Here is a 20,671-nt window from a genome sequence, read left to right as displayed (position 1 = left end):
GCTAAGGAACAGGGTAGCGCCTGTCGAGGTGATTCCCTCGTGGGCGGCGTTGGGCAATCAAGGGGGCCAAGTGAGGACGATCGGGAACACCATTCTGTTTTCAGCGACCGACCTGATGCGGTTCGTCGGCTGCGCGCATGCGACAGCGCTCGACCTTGCCTATATGCGCGGCGAGCCGCTCACTCCCCGGGAAGATACCGAGGATGCCGCGCTGCTTCAGAAACAAGGCGATGCCCATGAGGCCGCCCATTTGGAGAAGCTGAAAGACGCGGGCAACGGGGTAGTCGAGATTGCGCGTGGCGATCTTGCGCAGAACGCGGACGAGACGCGAGCGGCGTTGGCGCAAGGCTCGCAGATAATCTTTCAAGGGGCTTTTCTCGCCGAGCGTTGGGGTGGGTGGTCCGATTTTCTTGAGCGGGTCGAGCGACCATCATTGCTGGGGCCGTTCAGCTACGAAGTGACCGACACCAAGCTGAAGCGCAAAGCCCATCCCAAGCATGTGCTGCAGCTCGTGCTCTATTCCGACCTTTTGGCGGAGATCCAGGGCGTGATGCCGGAGCATGCCCATGTGCAGCTCGGCAATGGGACGCGCGCGACGCTGCGTTTGGCCGACTATGCCCATTATGCGCGCGGTGCGCGGGCTAAGCTCGAGGCCTTTGTTGCTTCCCCTGTGCCAACGCGGCCGATCCCCTGCGCTGATTGTTCGCTGTGCCGATGGGCCGACCATTGCGACGCCGTCTTCACCAGCCAGGACAGCCTGTTCCAAGTCGCCAATATTACCCGCGGCCAAGTGAAGAAGCTCGAGGCGTCCGGCATCGAAACCATGGCCGCGCTGGCTCGGCATGACGGCCCGGTGCGCGGCGTTGCGAGTGCGACGGCGGAGAAGCTTGTCGGCCAGGCCAGACTGCAGCACGCGCGCAAAACCGGCGAACCCGCCTTCGAGTTGCGTCCGGCACAGCCAGGCAAAGGCTTTGACCTGCTCCCTCGGCCGCAGGCGGGCGATCTCTTCTACGACATCGAGGGCGACCCCCATTACGAGGGAGGCCTTGAATATCTGCACGGCGTGTGGGCCGATGATAGTTTCCATGCCTTCTGGGCTCATGACCATGCCGCCGAAGCGCAAGCGCTCGAACGGTTGCTTGCGTTTTTTCGTAATCGCCTCACGGCTTATCCGCAGGCCCGCATCTATCATTATGCACCCTATGAGATCACCGCGCTGCGGCGTCTCACCACGCGCTATGGTATCGGCGAGGCCTTTCTCGACCGCCTCATGCGCGAACGCCGCTTTGTCGACCTCTATGCGGTCGTGCGCGGCGCGCTCATCGCTTCCGAACCGAGCTACTCCATAAAGGCGCTGGAGGCCTTTTATGGCTTGAAGCGCGAGGGCGAGGTCAAGACAGCGGGCGGGTCGGTCGTTGCTTATGAAAATTGGCGCGAGACGGGCGATCAGCAAATCCTCGACGAGATCGAGGACTATAATCGGATCGATTGCCAGTCGACCCAGCTACTGCGCGATTGGCTAGTGGGCATCCGGCCCGATGGTCCCTGGCCCGTGCTTGCGCAGGACGCGGCCGAGCAGGAGGTGGTCGAGGACGAGGAAACGACGGCGCTGCGCGATCGCCTGGCCGCATCCTCTCTGACTCCAGAGCGTCAGGAATTGCTGTTCAATCTGGGGCTGTTCCACAAGCGTGAAGCCAAGCCTGCTCAGTGGACGGTTTTCGACAGCGCGGCGCGCGATGAGGAAGAGCTTGTCGATGATCTCGACGCCTTGGCGGGACTCGAGGCGATATCCGGGATCGAACCCATCAAGCGCTCGGTGATGCGCACCTATCGCTTTCCGTCTCAGGAAACCAAATTGCGCGAAGGCGGCAAGGCCACTGTGCCCGGGATTGACGGGCCGCCGTCAACCGTTGCGATTGAGGCGCTGGATCGCGATGCGTGCACGATCACCTTGAAGGTCGGCGTGGCAAGGGCCGAACTCCTCACCGATCGGCTGACCCTGCATCCGGATTGGCCGCTCGATACCAAGGTGTTGGCCGCAGCGGTGCGCGACGTCATCGAGGATCAATGCGGGCCGCGGCGCTATCGTGCCGTCGATGATCTGCTGTCGGGCGCCGCCCCGCGCCTGAACGGCATCGACGGCGATATCCTCTGCGGCGGGGAACCGGTGGCGGGCGCCATTGCCGCGGCGCACGCCATGGACCAGACGTTGCTCCCGATCCAGGGACCGCCGGGAACGGGCAAGACGCACGTCACGGCCCGGGTGATCCTGGCGCTGGTTAAAGCGGGACATCGGGTCGCCGTCGCCTCGAACAGCCATGAAGCGATCCGCAATGTCCTGCTCGGCTGCCTGCGCGCGAGCGAGGAAGAAGGTGGTGGCTTTCCAGTGTCGTTCGCCCACAAGGTTTCCAGCGGAGATGATGGCTATGCCAGGGATTGTCCCGTTCACCGGGCCACGGCCAATGATGACCTGATCCTCGCCCGCGCCAATGTGGTCGGCGGCACGGCCTTCTTCTTCGCGCGCGATGAGAATGTGCAGGGCTTCGATTGGTTGTTTGTCGATGAGGCGGGGCAAGTGGGCCTCGCCAACATGGTCGCCATGGGTCGTGCCGCGCGCAATATCGTGCTGGTCGGCGATCCGCGCCAGCTGCCTCAGGTCATCCAGGGCGCACATCCTGCGCCCGCCAACCTGTCATGCCTGGAATGGATGCTGGGCGAGCATGCCACAGTGCCTGCCGATCGGGGCATATTCCTTGCTGAGACCCGGCGGATGCATCCGGAGGTTTGCGACTTCATCTCCGACCAGGTCTACGAGGGACGCCTGGCCAGCCATAGCGATACCAAGCGCCAGAGCGTTACCGGAACGGCCTGGCCCACGGCCGGTGCCTTCTGGGTGCCGGTCGTCCACGAAGGCAATGCCCAGATCGCCGCCGAGGAAGTTGCGGCGATCGGCGCGGCAATCGAGAATCTCCTGCAAGGGAGCTGGACCGACAAGAACGGCGCCACGCGCCCTATCGGCCCCGGCGACATCATCGTAGTCGCCCCCTATAACGCGCAGGTCAACGCGCTGCGGGCGGGCCTGCCGAGCAGCATCCGCGTCGGCACGGTCGATAAGTTCCAGGGCCAGGAAGCCCCTATATGCCTGGTCTCCATGACGGCTTCCTCGGCCGATGAGACCGCCCGCGGCATGGAGTTTCTCTTCTCGCTCAACCGCATCAATGTCGCGGTTTCACGCGCCAAAGCGCTCGCGCTTGTATTTGGCAGCGACCGCTTGCGCGAGGCCAACTGCAGCAGCGTCGAGCAGATGCGGCTCGTCAACACGCTCTGTGCGCTTCCGCCGCTTTCTGCGCCCCACAATACGGGATCTTGATCCATGCGTTTCCTCCACACAGCTGACTGGCAGCTCGGCAAGCCCTTCGGCCGGTTCGAGCCCGAGGTGCGCGCGGCGCTTGGCGAAGCCCGCTTCGACGCCATCGACCGGATCGGCGAAGTCGCGGCCGCCAACCAGGTGGAACATGTGATTGTCGCAGGCGACGTCTTCGATACCGAGGGTCCCGAAGATAGGGTCATCGTCCAGGCAGTCTCGCGCATGCAGCGCTATCCCTGCCGCTGGTGGCTGCTCCCGGGCAATCACGACTATGCCCGCAACGGCGGACTGTGGGACCGGGTCCGTCACAAAGCCTCGGACAATATCATCCTGCTCACCGAGCCCGTCGCGCAGGAGATGGAAGCGGGGCTCTGGCTGCTTCCTGCGCCGCTCCTCCACCGCCACCATCTCGACGATCCGACCGAGCTGTTCGACAGCATGGAAACGCCAGGCGCGAAGCTGCGGATCGGCCTTGCACATGGTTCGATCCGTGATTTTACTGCGCGCGGCGAGACCAAGAACCAGATCGCGCCGGATCGCGCGAAGCGGTCCAGTCTCGACTATCTGGCGCTCGGTGATTGGCATGGCACGCTCAAGGTCGAGCCGCGCACATGGTATGCCGGCACCCCCGAAACCGACGGTTTTCAGCGCGATGAGCCGGGCCATGCCCTGATGATCGAGCTTGCGCCGGGAGTGGAGCCAAAGGTGGAACCCGTGCGCACCGGCCGCTTCCAATGGCTGCTCAGGGATTGGACCTTGCAGGACACGGCCGCCTTTTCGGCGGAGTCCGACGTGCTGCTCTCGGCTATCGATCCTGCGGCAACGCTGCTGCGCCTTTCGCTTGCAGGCATCACGAGCCTTGCCGACCGCGTCGAGATCCTGTCGCGGCTCGAAGATGACCTGCGGCATCGCCTCCGTTTCCTGGATGTCCGGGCGGACGATCTTGTCGGCCGGCCGGGCGAGCAGGACTTGGCGGATCTCAAGGTCGAGGGATTGCTCGGCATAGCGGCTGAGAAACTCACCGAGACAATCGCAGCTGGCGGGACTGAAGCCATATTGGCGCGGCGCGCGATGGAGCGGCTCTTTGTCGAATATCATCGGGGGAGCCAAGCATGAGCCTCCAACTGCGGCGGATCAGCCTCAACAATTTCCGCAAGTTCCGCGAGCCCCTGACGATCGAAGGGCTGGGCGAGGGGCTCAACATCATCATCGAGCCCAACGAGCGTGGGAAATCCACGATCCTTGAGGCCCTGCGTGCGGCTTTCTTCGTCCGCCATGCCACGAAGAATCAGCTCGCTCAAAGTTTTGCGCCTTATGGCGAGGCGGTCGCGCCAGAAATCGAGGTCAGTTTCGACATTGGCACCGACAGCTGGAAAATCGCCAAGCGCTTTCTCAAAGGCCCCCAAGTCGAAGTCACGGGGCCGCAGGGCCGGGCGCAGGGCGAGGAGGCCGAAAATCGCCTGCAGGCGCTTCTAGGGTTCGTCAAGGATAGCAGCCAGCGCGGTGACCCGGCCACATATGGTGCGCTCGGTCTGCTATGGGTCCCGCAGGCGCAGGCGCTCGAAGTGACGGCGCCCGGCAGCATCGTGCGCAGCAGCATCCAGGCGACGCTGGAGGCAGAGGTCGGGACGATCGTCGGCGGCGCTGCCTATGAGCGCGTCCGAAAGCGGATCGATGAGCAATATGACATTTACTGGACGCCGACAGGAAAAGCGCAGTCGAAGGGGCGCTGGCAAGCGGCGCGGGATCGTGACCAGCAGGCGCGGCAAACCGCTGCGGATGCGACCAAGCGGCTCGATGCGCTCGAAACGAGCTTCGGCGAGCTGGAGACCGCGCGCGGCCGACTGAAAGTTATCGAGCGGGAGCTGGCGGACGAGACCGAGCAAGAACAGCGCGCCGGTCTTGTTCAGTCTCTGGAGATCGCCAGGGCTGCTGCGCAGATCCTGGAGACCCGCAAAGCCGAGCATGAGATTTTCTCTGCAAACCTCGATCGTCTCGACGATCTGCAATCGCAGCATGAGGCGGCGAAGGAAGCGCTGACGGCCGCTAGCGAATCTTTGACCGCAATCACCGCCGATCGGGAGCAGCTTGCAGATCAGCTGGAAGCGGGTCGCACGAAGGTGGTTGAGGCGAAGGCAGCGCTCGACAAGGCGCGAGATGATCGCGCCACAGCCCGTCAGGCGCTTGTGGAAGGGGACGCACGTCTCGCTAGGCGGCAGCGCCACGCGGCGATCACCGATGCACGCCAGCGGCACACCGAACTCCTCGATCTAGAAAAGCAACTGGCCAATGCCCGCAATCAGGCCGCACAGGTCATTCCGGCTGAGGCGTTCGCTCGCCTGGAGGCCAATGATCGTGCTGTCGCGGAAGCGCGGGCCGCCGTCAATGCCGGCGCTACCACTATCGAGCTTACGGGCGACGCTACGGGCATCACCATAGGCGGCGAGCCCCTGACACCAAATAGCCCGCGCACATTGACCGGTGAGACGCAGATTGCCCTGGGCGGGGGCGTCCTGGTCATCCGTCCGCCGGCAACGGCAGCCAGTGCGGAAGCCCGCCTCGCCGAATTGCTCGAGCGACAGGAACTGGAACTAGCCGGATGGGACGTGGCCGGCCTCGCCGCGGCGCGGACGCGAAACGATACCGCGCGCGACGCGCAGGGGACCGTCCAACTGCTCGAAACCAAGATCGCCGGGCTGACGCCGACACAGCCGCTGTTGGATCTTGCGGCAGGCCCTGATGCGCTCAAGCTGTTCGTGGCAGGTGTTCCAGCGGAATCACCGGCGGCCGATGAAGACGAGATCTCGACCGATCAGCTCACCCGACGCCTGGAAGAGGCGGAAACGGTCGTAGTGCGCGCTGAAACCCTGCACGACCAAGCCGTTCAGGACCTGCGAGAAATAGAGGATAGGGACCGCCCGCTTGCCGCCAAGCAGGCGGGCGCGGAGCGCGATCAGTCTCATGCATCGGATCGCATCGCTCAGCTCGAACAGAAGCCCGATTTTGCCGGGCTGGCCGACGCCATCGCCAAAGCCCGGGAGAATGTTGCCCAGGCCGCTGTCAAGCTGGCCGAAGCGACGCGCGACGCCACCGCGCATGATGCGCAGGCGATCAACCGCAAGATCGAAACGATCGATAGCCGGGCAAGGGCAGGGCAAATCCGGCGGAGCGACCTCGAAAAGGATATCGCCCGCCTTGAGGCGATCATTGAGAGCGAAGGTGGCAAAGGTCTGGCGAGCCTGGCCGCAGCTGCAGCCGAAGAAGCTGATGCCGCAACGCAGGCGCTAGCTCGGCTCGACGAAGAGGCGGCCACGGTCAAAATGCTCAAGGATGTGCTGGACGAGGCGCGTGCGGAGGCATCTCGAACCTTCGTTGGCCCAGTGGCCCAGCGCGCCCGCGTGCATGTTGAGCGCCTGTTTCCAGGCGCAGACCTGAGCTTCGATGAAGAGTTAGGGCTGGCATCCGTCACGCGCTCAGGCCTGAGCGAAGCCTGCGGCACGCTTTCGAAGGGAACGCAGGAACAGTTGGCGGTCCTGACCCGCCTTGCCTTTGCCGACATGCTGCTGGAGCAGGGCATGCCGGTTTCGCTCATCCTCGACGATCCCTTGGTCTATTCCGACGATGGCCGGCTCGATCTGATGACGGAAATCCTGGAGGAAGCCTCCCAACGCATGCAGGTGATCCTGCTGACCTGCCGCGACCGGGCATTTCGGCATTTACAGGCTCAGCGTGTGCAGCTTTAAGCTCATAGCAAAGATCGGAATTCTATGAAGCTTTTGCGTAACAGTGGAAATGAGCGAGTTATTGATAGGCTTCGGGACTGGCTGCAGCCGGACGCAGCGGTTGATTTTATGTCGCCTGTCTTCTCGCTTTACGCATTTGCCGAAATGCACGACCATCTCAGCAAGATCGGACACTGTCGGATCCTTCTTGGCTCTGACAGTGCCATTACGAATTCCCTCTACGGCGGCCCTGCCGACATTGCCGCACGCGGTAAATTGCAGGGTCGATGGCTTGCCAAAATCGCCGTTGAATGGCTGAGCAAACATGCCGAGGTCCGCCACGTCCCAACTGCGCCGCCCCAATCCATGATCATTATTTCTGAAAACCGCAACCGCCACGTTCTGACCGGCACATGCGGGTTCACCACCGATGGCTTGGGAGTTACACCAGGTGACCGACTGGGCCTTGTCCAGCTTTCCGATACAGAAGCAGAAGCGGAGGCATTCGCCGACTGGTTTCAGGCAAATTGGTGCGGAGTGAAACCGAACCCGAGCCAACTTCCCATCAGCCTTAACGTGGCTGCGAGCCATCGCCCACCTTCTCTGCTTTATTTTAAGGTGCTCTACGAGCTGTTCAGGGATTTGGGCGACGAGCTGGACGAGGAGCGGATTATCAAGTCCGCGACGGGCATCCGCAACACGACCGTCTGGAACAAGCTGTTCAAGTTTCAGCGGGATGGCGTCGTCGGCGCTATCGACAAGCTGGAGCGCATCGGCGGCTGCATAATCGCCGATAGCGTCGGTCTCGGCAAAACCTTCGAGGCCCTGGCCGTCATCAAATACTACGAGCTGCGCAACGACCGCGTTTTGGTGCTCTGTCCCAAGCGGCTGCGCGACAACTGGACGCTCTACAAGGCCAATGATCGCCGCAACGTCCTGGCAGGCGACCGCTTCAATTATGACGTGCTGAACCATACCGACCTGTCGCGCGACGGCGGTTTGTCGGGCGATATCGACCTCGGGCATGTGAATTGGGGCAACTACGATCTCGTCGTGATCGACGAGTCCCATAACTTCCGCAACAAGGCGACCCATAAGGATCGCGACACGCGATACGACCACCTGATGAAGCGCATCATCAAGGCGGGCGTGAAAACCAAGGTGCTGATGCTGTCGGCAACGCCGGTCAACAACCGGCTGGCCGACCTCAAGAACCAGATCGCCTTCATGACCGAAGGCAGTGACATTGCCCTGATCGAGCACGGTATTCCGAGCATCGAGGCGACCATCCGCAAGGCGCAGGGGCAATTCAACCGCTGGCTCGACCTCCCCGAGGATGAGCGACGCCCCGCGCGGCTGATGGACATGCTGGGCTTCGATTATTTCAAGCTGCTCGACATGCTCACCATTGCGCGGTCGCGTAAGCATGTGCAGCGCTACTACGGCACGGAGGAAACCGGCCAGTTCCCCGAGCGTCTGCGTCCGGTCAACATCAAGGCCGACGTTGACCTGGCGGGCGAGTTCCGCCCCATCCGCGAGATCAACAACGAAATCCGGCGGCTGACGCTCGGCGCTTATGCGCCCTTGCGATACGTGCTTCCGCACAAGCAGGCCGCCTACGACGAAAAATACAGCACCAAAGTCCGGGGCGGCGAGAGCTTCTTCCGGCAGGTCGACCGCGAGGAAAGCCTGATTCATCTGCTGCGGGTCAATATCCTGAAGCGCATGGAAAGCTCGGTCGCGTCTTTCGCCCTCACCATCAAGCGCCAGCTCGATGACGTGAACGCGCTTCTCGCCAAGATCGATACCCACGAGGAGTCCGTCGATGAGCTGGCCATTGACGATGTTGATATCGACGATCCCGCATTCGAGGCGCTGCTCGTCGGGCGCAAGGTTAAGGTGCTGTTGCAGGACGTTGATCGCGTGCGCTGGCGGCAAGACCTGATCGAAGACCGCAACCGGTTGGCCACGTTGTTATCGGCGGCGCGCGCCGTCACGCCCGAGCGGGACGCGAAGCTCGCCGCCCTCAAGGAGCTGATAGCACACAAGGTTGATGCGCCGATCAACGGCGATAACCGCAAGCTGCTGCTCTTCACGGCCTTCGCCGACACGGCGGACTATCTGTACCGCGAGCTTGCGGGCTGGGCGCATTCGGCGCTTGGCATCAACCTCGCCGTGGTCAGCGGCACCGGCGCGAACAAATCCAGCTTGCCCGGCCTGCGCTCGGATATGAGTTCGATCCTGAGCGCCTTTTCGCCCCGCTCCAAGGAGCGGCCGGAGGAAATGGCGGGCGAGGGCGAGATTGACCTTCTCATCGGCACGGACTGCATTTCCGAAGGCCAGAACCTTCAGGACTGCGATTTCCTCGTGAATTACGACATCCACTGGAATCCGGTGCGCATCATCCAGCGTTTCGGGCGTATCGACCGTATCGGCTCGACCAACACCCGCATCCAGCTCGTCAATTTCTGGCCGAACATGGAGCTGGACGAATATCTCGACCTCGAATCCCGCGTCAGTGGCCGCATGGTGCTGCTCGACGTTTCGGCGACGGGCGAGGAGAACGTCATCGAGTTTCAGGCCGGAAACCAGATGAACGACCTGGAGTATCGCCGCGCCCAATTGCAGAAGATGCAGGACGCGGTGATCGACCTGGAGGATTTATCGAGCGGCGTTTCCATCGCCGACCTGACGCTCAACGATTTCCGCATCGATCTTGCAGGCCATCTGCGCGACCATCGCGACCAGCTCGAAACCCTGCCGCTCGGCACCTATGCCGTCGTGTCGGGGCTGGAGCCGACCGCATCGGACAATGATTTGCCGCCCGGCGTCATCTTCTGCCTGCGCGCCGTGGGCGACGCCGCAGCGCATGCCGCCGAACCTGGCTATCCCTTGAGCCCCAATTTCGTCGTCCATGTTGGCGACGAGGGCGAAGTCCTGTTGCCCTACACGCAGGCCAAGCAGGTGCTCGACCGGCTCAAGAAAACCGCCATCGGGCGCGATTTTCCCGATGCAGAGGCCTGCGCGCGCTTCGACAAGGACACGCGGCTTGGCCGCGACATGGAAAGTTATCAATCGCTTCTCGCCCGTGCTGTCGCCTCGATTGCGGGCAAGAGCGAGGAGCGCGCCATCGCGAGCCTGTTCTCACCCGGCGGCACCCATGCCCTCAAGGGCGAATTCGCCGGTATCAATGATTTTGAGGTCGTCGCCTTCGTCGTCATCCTGCCGCCTGCTGCATCCGAGGGCGTATGACAGCGGATGGAAGCGTGCGCGCCATCGTTGATGCTCTTGCGCTTCCAACCGGCGCGAGGGTCGATGCCCGTGTTCCCAAGAAACTGCTGATCGAGCAGGGTGCGCCGACCAGCACGGACAAGCGCGCCATTCAGGAAGGCGTTGACGAGCTGCAATGGTTTGCGGCCTGCAAGCCCGCGACCATCGGCGTCCCAGCCTTTGCCGACGAGGAGCGCGACTATCTAGAAATCGCCGTCATCGGTTGCGCCTTCCGTGCCGGTGCCAAGGGGACGCGACTGATCGAACTGATCCACCGCGCCATTCCATATCCCGTGTTTCTCATAACGTCGGATGAGGGCGGTTTGACCCTATCCGCCGCGCACAAGCGCAAGGCGCAGAACGAAGCTGGCCGCGTCGTAGTGGAGGGCGTTGTCGCCGCCGCTGGCCTGCATCTGGACGGTGCAGATGCGATGCAGACGGCGTTTTTAGCGAGCCTGGCGCTGGCGGCGCAACCCCGAACCGACCTCCACAGCCTCTATTCCGGCTGGATCGGGCGGCTGGAAGCGCTCAACGCTTCGCGGTTGACGGGGGCCTTCGCGGCAACCGATAATGGTGAAATTGTCATCAGACGTCGTCAGGCGCTCGACGCGCACGCGAAAATGAGCAAAGAAATCGAGGTGTTGCGAGGCAAAGCCAAGCGCGAGAAGCATCTTGCTCGTCGCGTGGAAATGAACATGGAAATACAAAGGCGCGAGGCCGAACTTGCGGAAAACTCTAAATGGCTGTGAATAGTCAAGCAAAGGCACCGAGGGCGATTGTTGGCCCTGTCATTGCAGATCTCGATTCAATCGGGGCGGGCGATGTAACTATTGCTACGGCTTTCTATTCCATGGGCGCACTTAATGCGCTCAACATCGAAGCCAACAGCCTTCGCCTTTTCGTGCGCCTTGATTTAACGTCACCCGTGGAATGGGCGCTCGGCTCTCTGAATCCTCCAGCGCTACGAGATTTTATCCAACGTCATTACGCCACGTGCAACGAGGTAGCACTTTTCGTGAGCCCGTCCGCTCACGCTAAAATTTATAGCGGTCAGCAGGGATATTTGATTGGCAGCGCCAATCTCAGCACGCGGGCGTTGTCTGGAAATGCCGCTGAGGTTCTGTGGTTTGAACGTGACCAAGCGCGGCGCGACCTGATGGATCAAATGTTTGGCGAATACTCACGCCTTTTTAAGCCTCTGAAATTTGATGATCTTGTCGACTACGTGAAGTCGTATGAGAAAGAGGTCGCAAATATAAAGAAAAAGCTACCGCCAATTCTGAATATTGAAGAAGATAGGGTAGCATCCCGCATTATGCGACCCACGCGTTTTGGGGATTACGATGATTTTCTAAAATGGCTTTCTCGCCAGACGGATGATGCGTCGAAAGAAATATCTCGACGCGCGCATGGTAAGGCGCAATTGAGCGGTCACATACGTCAAAACTTCTTTGGGCTTCGGCAGTTTTTTCTCGTTAATCCGGGCAATATGAGCCTGCTTTCTAAGCAGGAGGCAGACACCTACACGTTATCCAAGGATGCAAAAACGGCGGCCACGCTCAGTGCATTTGTTAAGCAGCGCGCACAAGACGAAGGGCCGTTCAAGTTATCCACCTGGCGCACCTATCTGCCTGAGAGCGCAGGTGGTAAGCCAAAATCCGGGGGCGGCACCAGCGGAAATTTGAAGCGTATGCTTCCATTGGTCGCCCGCTATATGCGAGCGAAAGTAGGGAAAAATTCGTGAGTAAGAGTCTTGAGCAAATGAAAAAAATCGAAATGGGCGACGCGCTTACCCAAAGCCAAAATCTCGTTGAAGAGAATATCGCCCGCTTGCTGGAGCTTTTCCCCGCTTTACTCGTCGAGAATAGCGACGGCGGATATGCCGTCGATGTTGAGGTATTGAAGCAGCTGGTCGGCGACGCGACGGTCTCGACCGCCGATGAAAAATACGGGCTATCTTGGCACGGCAAGCGTCAAGCGCGACAGATCGCATTGACGCCTTCAACCGGCACGCTCCTGCCACGTCCGGATGAAAGCGTCGAGTGGGACGGGACGCGCAATCTCCTGATTGAAGGTGACAACCTCGAAGTCCTCAAGCTCCTGCAGAAGAGCTATAACCGAAAAATCAAAGCAATCTATATTGACCCGCCCTACAATACCGGGCGGAATCTCATATACCCGAACGACTATCACGATGGTGTTCGCACCTATCTTGAGGTGACTGGTCAGGTCGAGGGAGAGAAGAAGCTTCAAAGTAATCCGGAGTCGGGAGGCCGCTTCCATACTAACTGGCTATCGATGATTTATCCGCGCCTCAAACTTGCGAGAAATCTTTTGGCACCGGATGGTGTTTTAGTCATCACGATTGATGACAACGAAGTCAGCCAACTTGGCGTGATACTCCGTGAGGTCTTTGAAGAAGGGAACTTCGATCACGTCTGCGTCCCTGTCGTTCATAACCCGCGCGGCGTGCAGGGTAAGAATTTCTCTTACGTTCATGAATACGCGTATTTTGTTTACCCGGCAGGCACCAAGGCAATCTGCGACCGAAAGATCGATGATGCAGATGTGGACTGGTCGCATCTTCGGAATTGGGGCTCTGAATCGGAACGCTCCGATGCCAAGAATTGCTTCTACCCGATCATGGTAAAGGACGGCGCGATTGTCGGCTTTGGTGATGTTTGCCCCGACGAATTCCATCCCAAGCAAACCGAAGTGATTGACGGCATTTCGTACGTTTATCCAATCGATAAGGCGGGAGTGGAGCGCAAGTGGCGCTATGCGCGGCAATCGGTCGAGGGAATTGCTTCGATGCTGCGCGCCAAGCAAACGAGCTATGGCTACGAGATCGAACTTGGGAAAACCTTTGGCCTCTATCGAACCATTTGGAACGACAAGCGGTATGACGCCAACGACAATGGAACCGGCCTTGTTGGCGAATTGGTTCCCGGATCGCCGTTTACCTTCCCGAAGAGCCTTTGGGCTGTCTACGATAGCTTGCTCGCTGCGACCGGGAACGACCCGGACGCCATCGTTTTGGACTTCTTCGCTGGCAGCGGCACGACGGGTCATGCCGTTATGGAACTGAACAAAGACACTGGCGGTAACCGCCGGTTCATTCTCGCTCAACTGCCGGAGCCGGTCGACGGTAACAAGAAATTTCCCACAATCTTTGAGGTAACGAAAGCCCGCATAAAAGCCGCAGGAGAGCGCATTAAGGCGGCAAATCCCATGTTCGCTGGTGATGTGGGTTTTCGGGTTTTCAAGCTCGCATCTTCCAATATTCGTGCATGGGATCCAGAGCCTTCAGACCTTGAAGGCACGCTGCTCGCCAATGCCGAGCACCTTGTGGCGGGACGCACAGAGCAGGACGTGCTTTATGAGCTGCTGCTCAAGCTGGGGCTTGACCTGTGTGTACCTATTCAAACGAAGGAGGTTGCGGGTAAGGTCGTCCGTTCCATCGGCGGCGGCGCGCTGATTGCCTGTCTGGCCGATGGGCTGTCCAAGGAAACGGTCGAAACCCTCGCCAACGGAATTGTCGCATGGCGGAAAGAGCTTGCCCCTGCCGTGGACACCCGCGTGGTCTTCAAGGATTCCGGCTTCGCTGATGACGTTGCCAAATCCAATATGGCCGCGATCCTGAACCAGAACGGCATTCTTGACGTGCGTAGTCTGTAAGGGAGGCCGGAATGAAACTGCATTTCGAGCCCGATCTCGATTATCAGCACACGGCAATCGAGGCCGTCTGTGATCTTTTCCGTGGGCAGGAAATCAACCGCACCGAATTCACCGTCACGCGCCGTCCGCGCCCGCTGCGCGATTCAACGGGGCAGGCGGGTTTAGACCTGGGCGCATTTACCGGCGTTCAGGGTGAACTTGGCCTTGTCGAAAACGAATTGGGCATCGGCAACCGGCTATCCCTGCTCGACGATGAGATCGTTACTAACCTGAAGGATATTCAGCTCCGCAACGGTCTGCCGCCGTCGTCGGCGCTCGCGTCCGGCGACTTCACCGTCGAAATGGAGACGGGGACGGGCAAGACCTACGTTTACCTCCGCACGGTCTTCGAGCTGAACAAGCGTTTCGGCTTCACCAAATTCGTGATCGTCGTGCCGTCCGTCGCGATCAAGGAGGGCGTCTACAAGACGCTCCAGATCACCGAGGAGCATTTCAAAGGCCTCTATTCCGGCCAGCCCTTCGACTATTTCCTCTACGATTCCGCCAAGCTCGGCCAAGTGCGGAACTTTGCCACCAGCCCGACCATTCAGATCATGGTCGTCACCGTGGGCGCGATCAACAAGAAGGACGTGAACAACCTCTACAAGGATAGCGAGAAGACGGGCGGCGAAGCGCCCATCGACCTGATCCGTGCGACGCGCCCCGTCATCATCGTCGATGAACCGCAGAGCGTTGACGGCGGCTTGCAGGGCAGCGGCAAGCAGGCGCTCGGCATGATGAACCCGCTCTGCACCCTGCGTTATTCCGCTACCCACGTGGACAAGCATCACATGGTCTACCGGCTTGACGCCGTGGACGCCTATGAGCGCAAGCTGGTCAAGCAGATCGAAGTGGCCTCGCTCGAAGTCGAGGGCGGCCATAACAAGGCCTATTTGCGTTTCCTGTCGGCCAACAACCGGGGCGGCGCTGTTACAGCCCGCATCGAAGTGGACGCGCAGCAGGGCGCACAAGTCCGTCGCAAGGAAATCACCGTGCAGGACGGGGACGATCTTGAGGATGAGACTGGCCGCGCCGTCTATAAGAATTGCCGCATCGGCGAAATCCGCGTTTCCGGCGACAGCTCATTGCTGGAGGTGAAAACTGACGGCTCCGAAACCTTCCTCTCGGTCGGTGAAGCCATCGGCGACGTGGATGCGGACGCCATCAAGCGGCTGATGATCCGCCGCACGATCCAGGAGCACCTGGAAAAGGAAAAGCGCCTAGCACCGCTTGGCATCAAGGTGCTGAGCCTGTTCTTCATCGACGCCGTGGATCACTACCGCTCATACGATGAGGACGGAAATGCCGTGAAAGGCAAATATGCGACGATGTTCGAGGAAGAATATCGCCGCGCCGCCAAGCTTCCCGAATTTTCCAGCCTGTTCAAGGAAGTCGACCTCACGTCCGAAGCCGAGGACGTGCATGACGGCTATTTCTCCATCGACAAGAACAAGCGCTGGACGGACACCGCCGACAACAATCAGGCGAACCGCGACAGCGCCGAGCGCGCCTATAACCTCATCATGAAGGACAAGGAAAAGCTCTTGGGCTTCGAGACGAAGCTCAAGTTCATCTTTTCCCACTCCGCCCTGAAAGAGGGCTGGGACAATCCCAACGTGTTCCAGATTTGCGCTCTGCGTGAAATCGGCACGGAGCGGGAACGCCGCCAGACCATCGGTCGCGGCCTGCGCCTGTGCGTCAACCAGCAGGGTGAACGGCTGCGTGGCTTCGAGATCAACACGCTCACGGTGGTCGCGACCGAGAGCTATGAGACCTTCGCCGACAACCTCCAGAAGGAAATCGAGGCCGACACCGGCATTCGCTTCGGTATCGTCGAGCAGCACCAGTTCGCGGCGATCCCGATCCAGAAGGACGACGGTACGCTCACGATGCTGGGCTTCGAGGAATCGACGTCGATCTTTGACTTCCTCAAGGCCGAGCAGATGATCGACGCCAGAGGCAAGGTGCAGGACAAGCTGCGGCAGGCACTGAAGGAGGGGACTCTGACCCTCCCGCCTGAATACGCCGCGCATTTGCCGCAGGTGAAAGAAGTCCTGCGCAAGGTCGCTGGCAAGCTCGACATCAAGAATGCCGACGAGCGCGTCACGGTCAAAACCCGTCAGGCCGTCCTGCAAAGCGCCGAATTCCAGGCGCTGTGGGAGCGCATCAAGCACAAGACGACCTATCGGGTGCATTTCGACAACGCGAAGCTGATCGACGATTGCGTCAAGGCCATTGCCGGTGCGCCGCCGATTGCCAAAGCGCGCGTCACCATCCGCAAGGCCGACCTGGCCATCGGGCAGGGCGGCGTGCTCGCAACCGAAACCTCCACGTCCGGCCCCGTGACCATCGAGGAGGGCGATATCGTCCTGCCCGACGTGCTGACTGATCTTCAGGATCGCACCCAGCTCACGCGGCGCAGTCTCGTCACCATCCTGACCGAGAGCGGCAGGCTGTCGGATTTCAAGCGCAATCCGCAAGCCTTCATCGAGCTGGCCGCCGAGGTTATCAACCGCACCAAGCGGTTGGCTCTCGTCGATGGCATCAAATATCAGCGCGTCGGCGTCGATACCTTCTATGCGCAGGAGCTGTTCGAGCAGGAGGAGCTGACCGGCTACCTTAAGAACATGCTCAAGGACACACAGAAATCCGTGTTCGAGCATGTTGTCTATGACTCGGGCGGCGTCGAGCGCACTTTCGCCGAACAGCTCGAAAAGAACGAGGCCGTGAAGGTTTACGCCAAGCTCCCCGGCTGGTTCAAAGTGCCGACGCCGCTTGGAACCTACAATCCCGATTGGGCGGTTCTCGTGCAGATGGATGGCGAGGAACGCCTTTATTTCGTCGTCGAAACTAAGGGCAGCCTGTTCGCGGATGATCTGCGGGACAACGAAGCGGCAAAGATCGCTTGCGGAGAGGCACATTTCAAAGCTCTGGCGATCAACCAAAATCCGGCCCGTTACGTCAAGGCCACCAGGATAAATGACCTCATGGAACATAGCTGAACTTATTGGCCTCGCGAACGACAGCGTCTTCTCGAGGCCAAATTCGCGAAGCTTAACATAAGTAACATTATCAACCTTTTATCGTTTTATATCAATCATTTATCATCCGACGAGCAAGGGTCATTCCGGTGAATTGATATCCGCCCAATAGGTGATCTCCTCGAAAAGGTGCATGCCTTCCGGATCTTCCCATCCCTTACGCCCGTCATCCCACCGGCCGATTACGGGACGATCTCCTTCCCAGAGCAGCATGAGGCGACCGTCTTTTCGGTCGTCGGGCATCGCGCCAATCGGGTCCCACGGGATGTATTTCGCTGTGATCACGCAAAATCTCCTCGCATGCCGGCGGCGCGCGAGTTCATTCACGCTGCGCTGCTCCAGCAACGGCATTGAAGATCGAATCGACGATGTCTAGAAATAAAGTGCCCCGACGGTTTGCAAAGCAGGGACCGCCGGGGGATACCCAGCTCATATGGCGCAAGGGTGCCTAAAAATCAAGTGAAAAGGTTCCCGTGCCAACATTCGTTCATGCCTTGTCCGCTGACCGCTTCGACACTTATCTGAAGTGGGCCGGAGCCGATCAGACGCTCGCAGAGCGCCTGTACACCTATAATGTGCAGCTTTCCGCAGCCCTCTATGGCCCTCTACACATGCTCGAGGTCGTGCTGCGTAACATGGCGGACGCGCGGCTTGCGGCCCAACATGGCGCCGCCTGGATCGACGATCCTGCGATCCTTGTGACGAACTATCAGACGGGCGCAATCGCAAAAGCACGGCAAACGCTGCAGAAAGACGGGAAGGCAGCGACCCGTCCGCAGATCGTAGCGGAGTTGAACTTCGGCTTCTGGGCGTCACTCTTCGGCCCCAAGTCACACCACCTCTGGCAAAGCCTGCGACCCATCTTTCAGGCCAAAGGCGTACAGCGCGGTGTGATCGCGCGGGACTTGCGCGACCTGCGTATATTGCGCAACCGCGTCGCCCACTATGAACCCATCATCGCGCTTCCGCTCGCGCAGCGCTATGCGAGTATCACGACCTTGACGGGCTGGCTGTCTCCAAGCGCCGCGACATGGATCGCCAAGTATTCGACATGGCCGACACTTTATCCGGCCGTACCCATCCTTGTGCCCGACCCTGCATCTGGAGATTTGCTGGTGGCGCCAGCGGCGCTACCCTTTCTCCCTGCATGACCTATCTCTCCGCGACGCCTGGATCTTGAGGACAATGTCGCCCATCCAGCCCGGCATGGCCGAGCGGGCCGCGACCAGCGCGCGCGTACCGGCATCGTCGAGGCGCGCGGCGAAGCGCCCGATCACATCCGCGTCGATATTGCCCTTCCCTAGATGCGCGAGCGCCTGGACGATCGCATTCACAGACTCCGGCGCGTCGAGCACCGGCGCGCGGCTGTGCTTCAAGGTAACGCTGCGGCCGCCAGCCTTGGCGGTGCGGGTGCGGCCGCTGGTGGCGTAGCTCACCCGGGCGGGCACCTGCGTCGAGATACCAAGGCTATTGGCCGCCGCCGCTCCCGACGGCGCGAGCGCATCGCCGCTCTGCGCGGAGAGCGCCTGGGCCAGCTGCCCGGGATCCGGGCTCAGGGCACCAAGCTTGTCATGCTGGCGGGGATAGTCGTAGAGACCGCGGCCGATCCGACGGATGTCACCGGCATGCGCGAGACGCGACAGCGCCATGTCGACCGAGCCGCGCGTACCGAAGTCGACGAACTGCTTGGGCGTAAACACCCAGCCACAGCCCTTGCCGCGCACACGCTTCATAATCCGGTCAGCCACCGCAGACATGTCCATGCTCCTGTCTGTTAGATAGTAGCATGGTTTTTTCTAACAAGCCATGGCCACAGAAAGCGCCAGTTCTCTCGATTTTCCAAGACATTCCAGCACATGGTAGTGGGAGCATCCCTTCGCAAGATCAACCGCCCCATGCAAATCAACGCTCCCGCCCACGCTCCGGCGCTGGCCGCTCGGGACCAGCTCCACCCTCCAGCTCGCGCGCCGGCTCTGTCGCTTGCCGCCCCTGCATCATCTCGCGGGCCAGGGCCAGACGTCGGGAGACCGCCGGCGGCATAGCCGCCAGGAAACCCGCAATTTCGTCGGAAAGCGCCTGGTCGTCGGCCTCGCCGGTGCGTGCAAGCGCCACTGCCGCCTCCGCATAAGCACCGCGTATCTGCTTCTGGCGAACCAGCGCCATCACGTCTTGCGGCCGCCGTTCCTCATCGCGCGCGCGCGCAAAGGCCCGAGCGCGCAGCACGTTGAGTTCATCCATATTGAGCCGGCGCCCCTCCTGACCGATCCGAGCATCGAGATGCAGCGCTGCTGAGCGCACACGCTTTTGAACGTGACCGCGTGCGCGTCTGGGCGTCGCCTCAGCCGCGATGCCGCGCACCCGTAGCTCATGCGCGAATGTCTCTCGCATATGATGGAGGTCGGCCTTGCGCGGATTGAACCGCGTGCCGTCCGCACCTTCGGTGGCCACCGTCAGATGGACATGCGGATGATCGGTATCTGTATGGAGCGCCAGCATATAGGCGTGATTGTCCTCGAACAGGATCCGGGCGAACGCCTGGGCGGCGTCCTGCAGCGTCTCGGGATCGGTCGAACCGCCGGGCATGGAGAGGACCAGCGACAGCGAGGTCGGCCGATCGCGGCCATGCTCGTTCATCGCCTCGTCGAGCATGGTCCAGTCCTGCGCAATCTCCTTCAGGCGCTTGGGATCGTCAATGATCTCACCCTCGCTCGAGCGCACCGCGAGCTTCCCGTGCCGAGCAACATAGTCGAAATGCTCGGATAGATGATGCGCGCCATATTGCTTGCCCGAGACCTTGACCATGACCTCCGGGGCCTTGCGCACGATCCGCTCGAGCTTGGCCCGAGCCTCGGACTGGCTCAGCGGCGCGGCGCGCGCCTGCCCTCCCCGGCCCGATCCGCCCCGTCCGACGCGCACATAAGCCCCCCGCAGTATCCGTTTCCCACCGGTGGGCGGCCGCCATGCCTCCATGAGGCTGGGCAGCGGCAGGATGCCCTCCTCCTCAAGCATCAAGGCTGTCCCAATAGGCAAGATCGCCCTTGAGCGCGGCGCCGAGACCGGCAAGCGCGATCCGGATTTCCGTCCGAAAGCTTGCCACCCGCGCCGCCTCGCGCGCGACATCGAGCCCGGATTCGACCATCACCGAAGCATTGAGCGCACGCGTTGCCTGATTGAGATTGATGCCGATCCGGTTGAGCTCGCGCCACGCCTGAGCCACTGCCGCCCGCTCTTCAAGCGGCAGCGGCGCCGCAGAATGCAGGCGGCGCCGCACAAGCCTCGTCACCCAGTCGGTGCGCTTCATACCCAAAGCATCGGCCTCGGCATCCAGCGCGGCAATTTCCGCATCGGTCAGCCGGATCTCAAACCGCCGTGTTGTTCGCTCCCGCCGGCGGACTGGTCCCGGCGTCCCGCCCGCCTCCGCGTCCACTGCAGTCATGACGAGGCGCCGCAGCAAAGCCGAGCGGCCACCGGCGCTGTCCGCCGCAGCATCGAAGCGCTGGGCGATGTCATCGTCGAGACGGAAGGTGAAGACGGGCATGCATCAAAGGCTATTT

13 protein-coding genes are annotated in these 20,671 nt (G+C 61.0%); 9 read left to right on the top strand and 4 right to left on the bottom strand.

The window, feature by feature from the left end; translation table 11 throughout:
- Positions 1 to 70 precede the first annotated feature (70 nt).
- From SIDU_RS10980 to SIDU_RS10950, 8 genes are read left to right on the top strand one after another with little or no spacing between them, the layout of a single operon-like run.
- On the top strand, positions 71 to 3,370 hold the full coding sequence (locus tag SIDU_RS10980; RefSeq protein WP_007684599.1) for a TM0106 family RecB-like putative nuclease: 3,300 nt from the start codon (positions 71 to 73) through the stop codon (positions 3,368 to 3,370).
- Positions 3,371 to 3,373: 3 nt separating this feature from the next.
- Entirely contained in the window at positions 3,374 to 4,483 is a 1,110-nt protein-coding gene (locus SIDU_RS10975) for a metallophosphoesterase family protein (RefSeq protein WP_007684598.1), read from the top strand.
- Positions 4,480 to 7,110 carry an AAA family ATPase gene (locus SIDU_RS10970; protein ID WP_007684597.1) on the top strand — a complete coding sequence of 877 codons (2,631 nt, stop codon included), beginning with the start codon at positions 4,480 to 4,482 and terminating at the stop codon, positions 7,108 to 7,110. Before SIDU_RS10975 ends, SIDU_RS10970 begins: the two co-directional genes overlap by 4 nt.
- 24 nt (positions 7,111 to 7,134) lie before the next feature.
- Positions 7,135 to 10,341: a helicase-related protein gene (locus SIDU_RS10965; RefSeq protein WP_039979851.1), complete on the top strand. Its 3,207-nt coding sequence runs from the start codon at positions 7,135 to 7,137 to the stop codon at positions 10,339 to 10,341.
- Between the two features lie 14 nt (positions 10,342 to 10,355).
- On the top strand, positions 10,356 to 11,108 hold the full coding sequence (locus tag SIDU_RS10960) for a DUF4391 domain-containing protein (RefSeq protein WP_007684595.1): 753 nt from the start codon (positions 10,356 to 10,358) through the stop codon (positions 11,106 to 11,108).
- The gene (locus SIDU_RS19335; RefSeq protein ID WP_148663256.1) at positions 11,099 to 12,103 is read left to right on the top strand and encodes a phospholipase D-like domain-containing protein; all 1,005 of its coding nucleotides are present in this window, start codon (positions 11,099 to 11,101) and stop codon (positions 12,101 to 12,103) included. The genes SIDU_RS10960 and SIDU_RS19335 overlap by 10 nt, the downstream gene beginning before the upstream one ends.
- On the top strand, positions 12,100 to 14,037 hold the full coding sequence (locus tag SIDU_RS10955) for a site-specific DNA-methyltransferase (protein ID WP_233431814.1): 1,938 nt from the start codon (positions 12,100 to 12,102) through the stop codon (positions 14,035 to 14,037). The genes SIDU_RS19335 and SIDU_RS10955 overlap by 4 nt, the downstream gene beginning before the upstream one ends.
- An 11-nt stretch (positions 14,038 to 14,048) precedes the next feature.
- Positions 14,049 to 17,078, top strand: coding sequence for a type III restriction-modification system endonuclease (locus tag SIDU_RS10950; protein WP_007684592.1), 3,030 nt, complete (start codon positions 14,049 to 14,051; stop codon positions 17,076 to 17,078).
- A 120-nt stretch (positions 17,079 to 17,198) separates the two neighbouring features.
- Here SIDU_RS10950 and SIDU_RS10945 read toward each other — a convergent pair whose 3' ends face one another.
- Positions 17,199 to 17,468, bottom strand: coding sequence for a hypothetical protein (locus SIDU_RS10945; RefSeq protein ID WP_233431813.1), 270 nt, complete (start codon positions 17,466 to 17,468; stop codon positions 17,199 to 17,201).
- Between the two features lie 122 nt (positions 17,469 to 17,590).
- Here SIDU_RS10945 and SIDU_RS10940 point away from each other — a divergent pair, with 122 nt between their 5' ends.
- Positions 17,591 to 18,268: a hypothetical protein gene (locus SIDU_RS10940; protein ID WP_007684587.1), complete on the top strand. Its 678-nt coding sequence runs from the start codon at positions 17,591 to 17,593 to the stop codon at positions 18,266 to 18,268.
- Here the strand turns inward: SIDU_RS10940 and SIDU_RS10935 are convergent.
- From SIDU_RS10935 to SIDU_RS10925, 3 genes are all read right to left on the bottom strand, one after another.
- The gene (locus SIDU_RS10935; RefSeq protein WP_007684585.1) at positions 18,248 to 18,880 is read right to left on the bottom strand and encodes a DUF6088 family protein; all 633 of its coding nucleotides are present in this window, start codon (positions 18,878 to 18,880) and stop codon (positions 18,248 to 18,250) included. The two genes, SIDU_RS10940 and SIDU_RS10935, sit on opposite strands and share 21 nt — an antisense overlap.
- 139 nt (positions 18,881 to 19,019) lie before the next feature.
- A complete protein-coding gene (locus tag SIDU_RS10930; RefSeq protein WP_007684583.1) occupies positions 19,020 to 20,126 on the bottom strand; it encodes a relaxase/mobilization nuclease domain-containing protein in 1,107 nt (368 codons plus the stop codon).
- Complete coding sequence (locus SIDU_RS10925; RefSeq protein WP_007684581.1) at positions 20,119 to 20,655, bottom strand: plasmid mobilization protein; 537 nt, start codon at positions 20,653 to 20,655, stop codon at positions 20,119 to 20,121. Before SIDU_RS10925 ends, SIDU_RS10930 begins: the two co-directional genes overlap by 8 nt.
- Positions 20,656 to 20,671 lie beyond the last annotated feature (16 nt).

Source organism: Sphingobium indicum B90A, assembly GCF_000264945.2.
Classification (GTDB): Bacteria; Pseudomonadota; Alphaproteobacteria; order Sphingomonadales; family Sphingomonadaceae; genus Sphingobium; species Sphingobium indicum.
The sequence above is the reverse complement of the archived record's forward strand: the minus strand, read 5'-3'. Positions and strand labels throughout refer to the sequence as shown.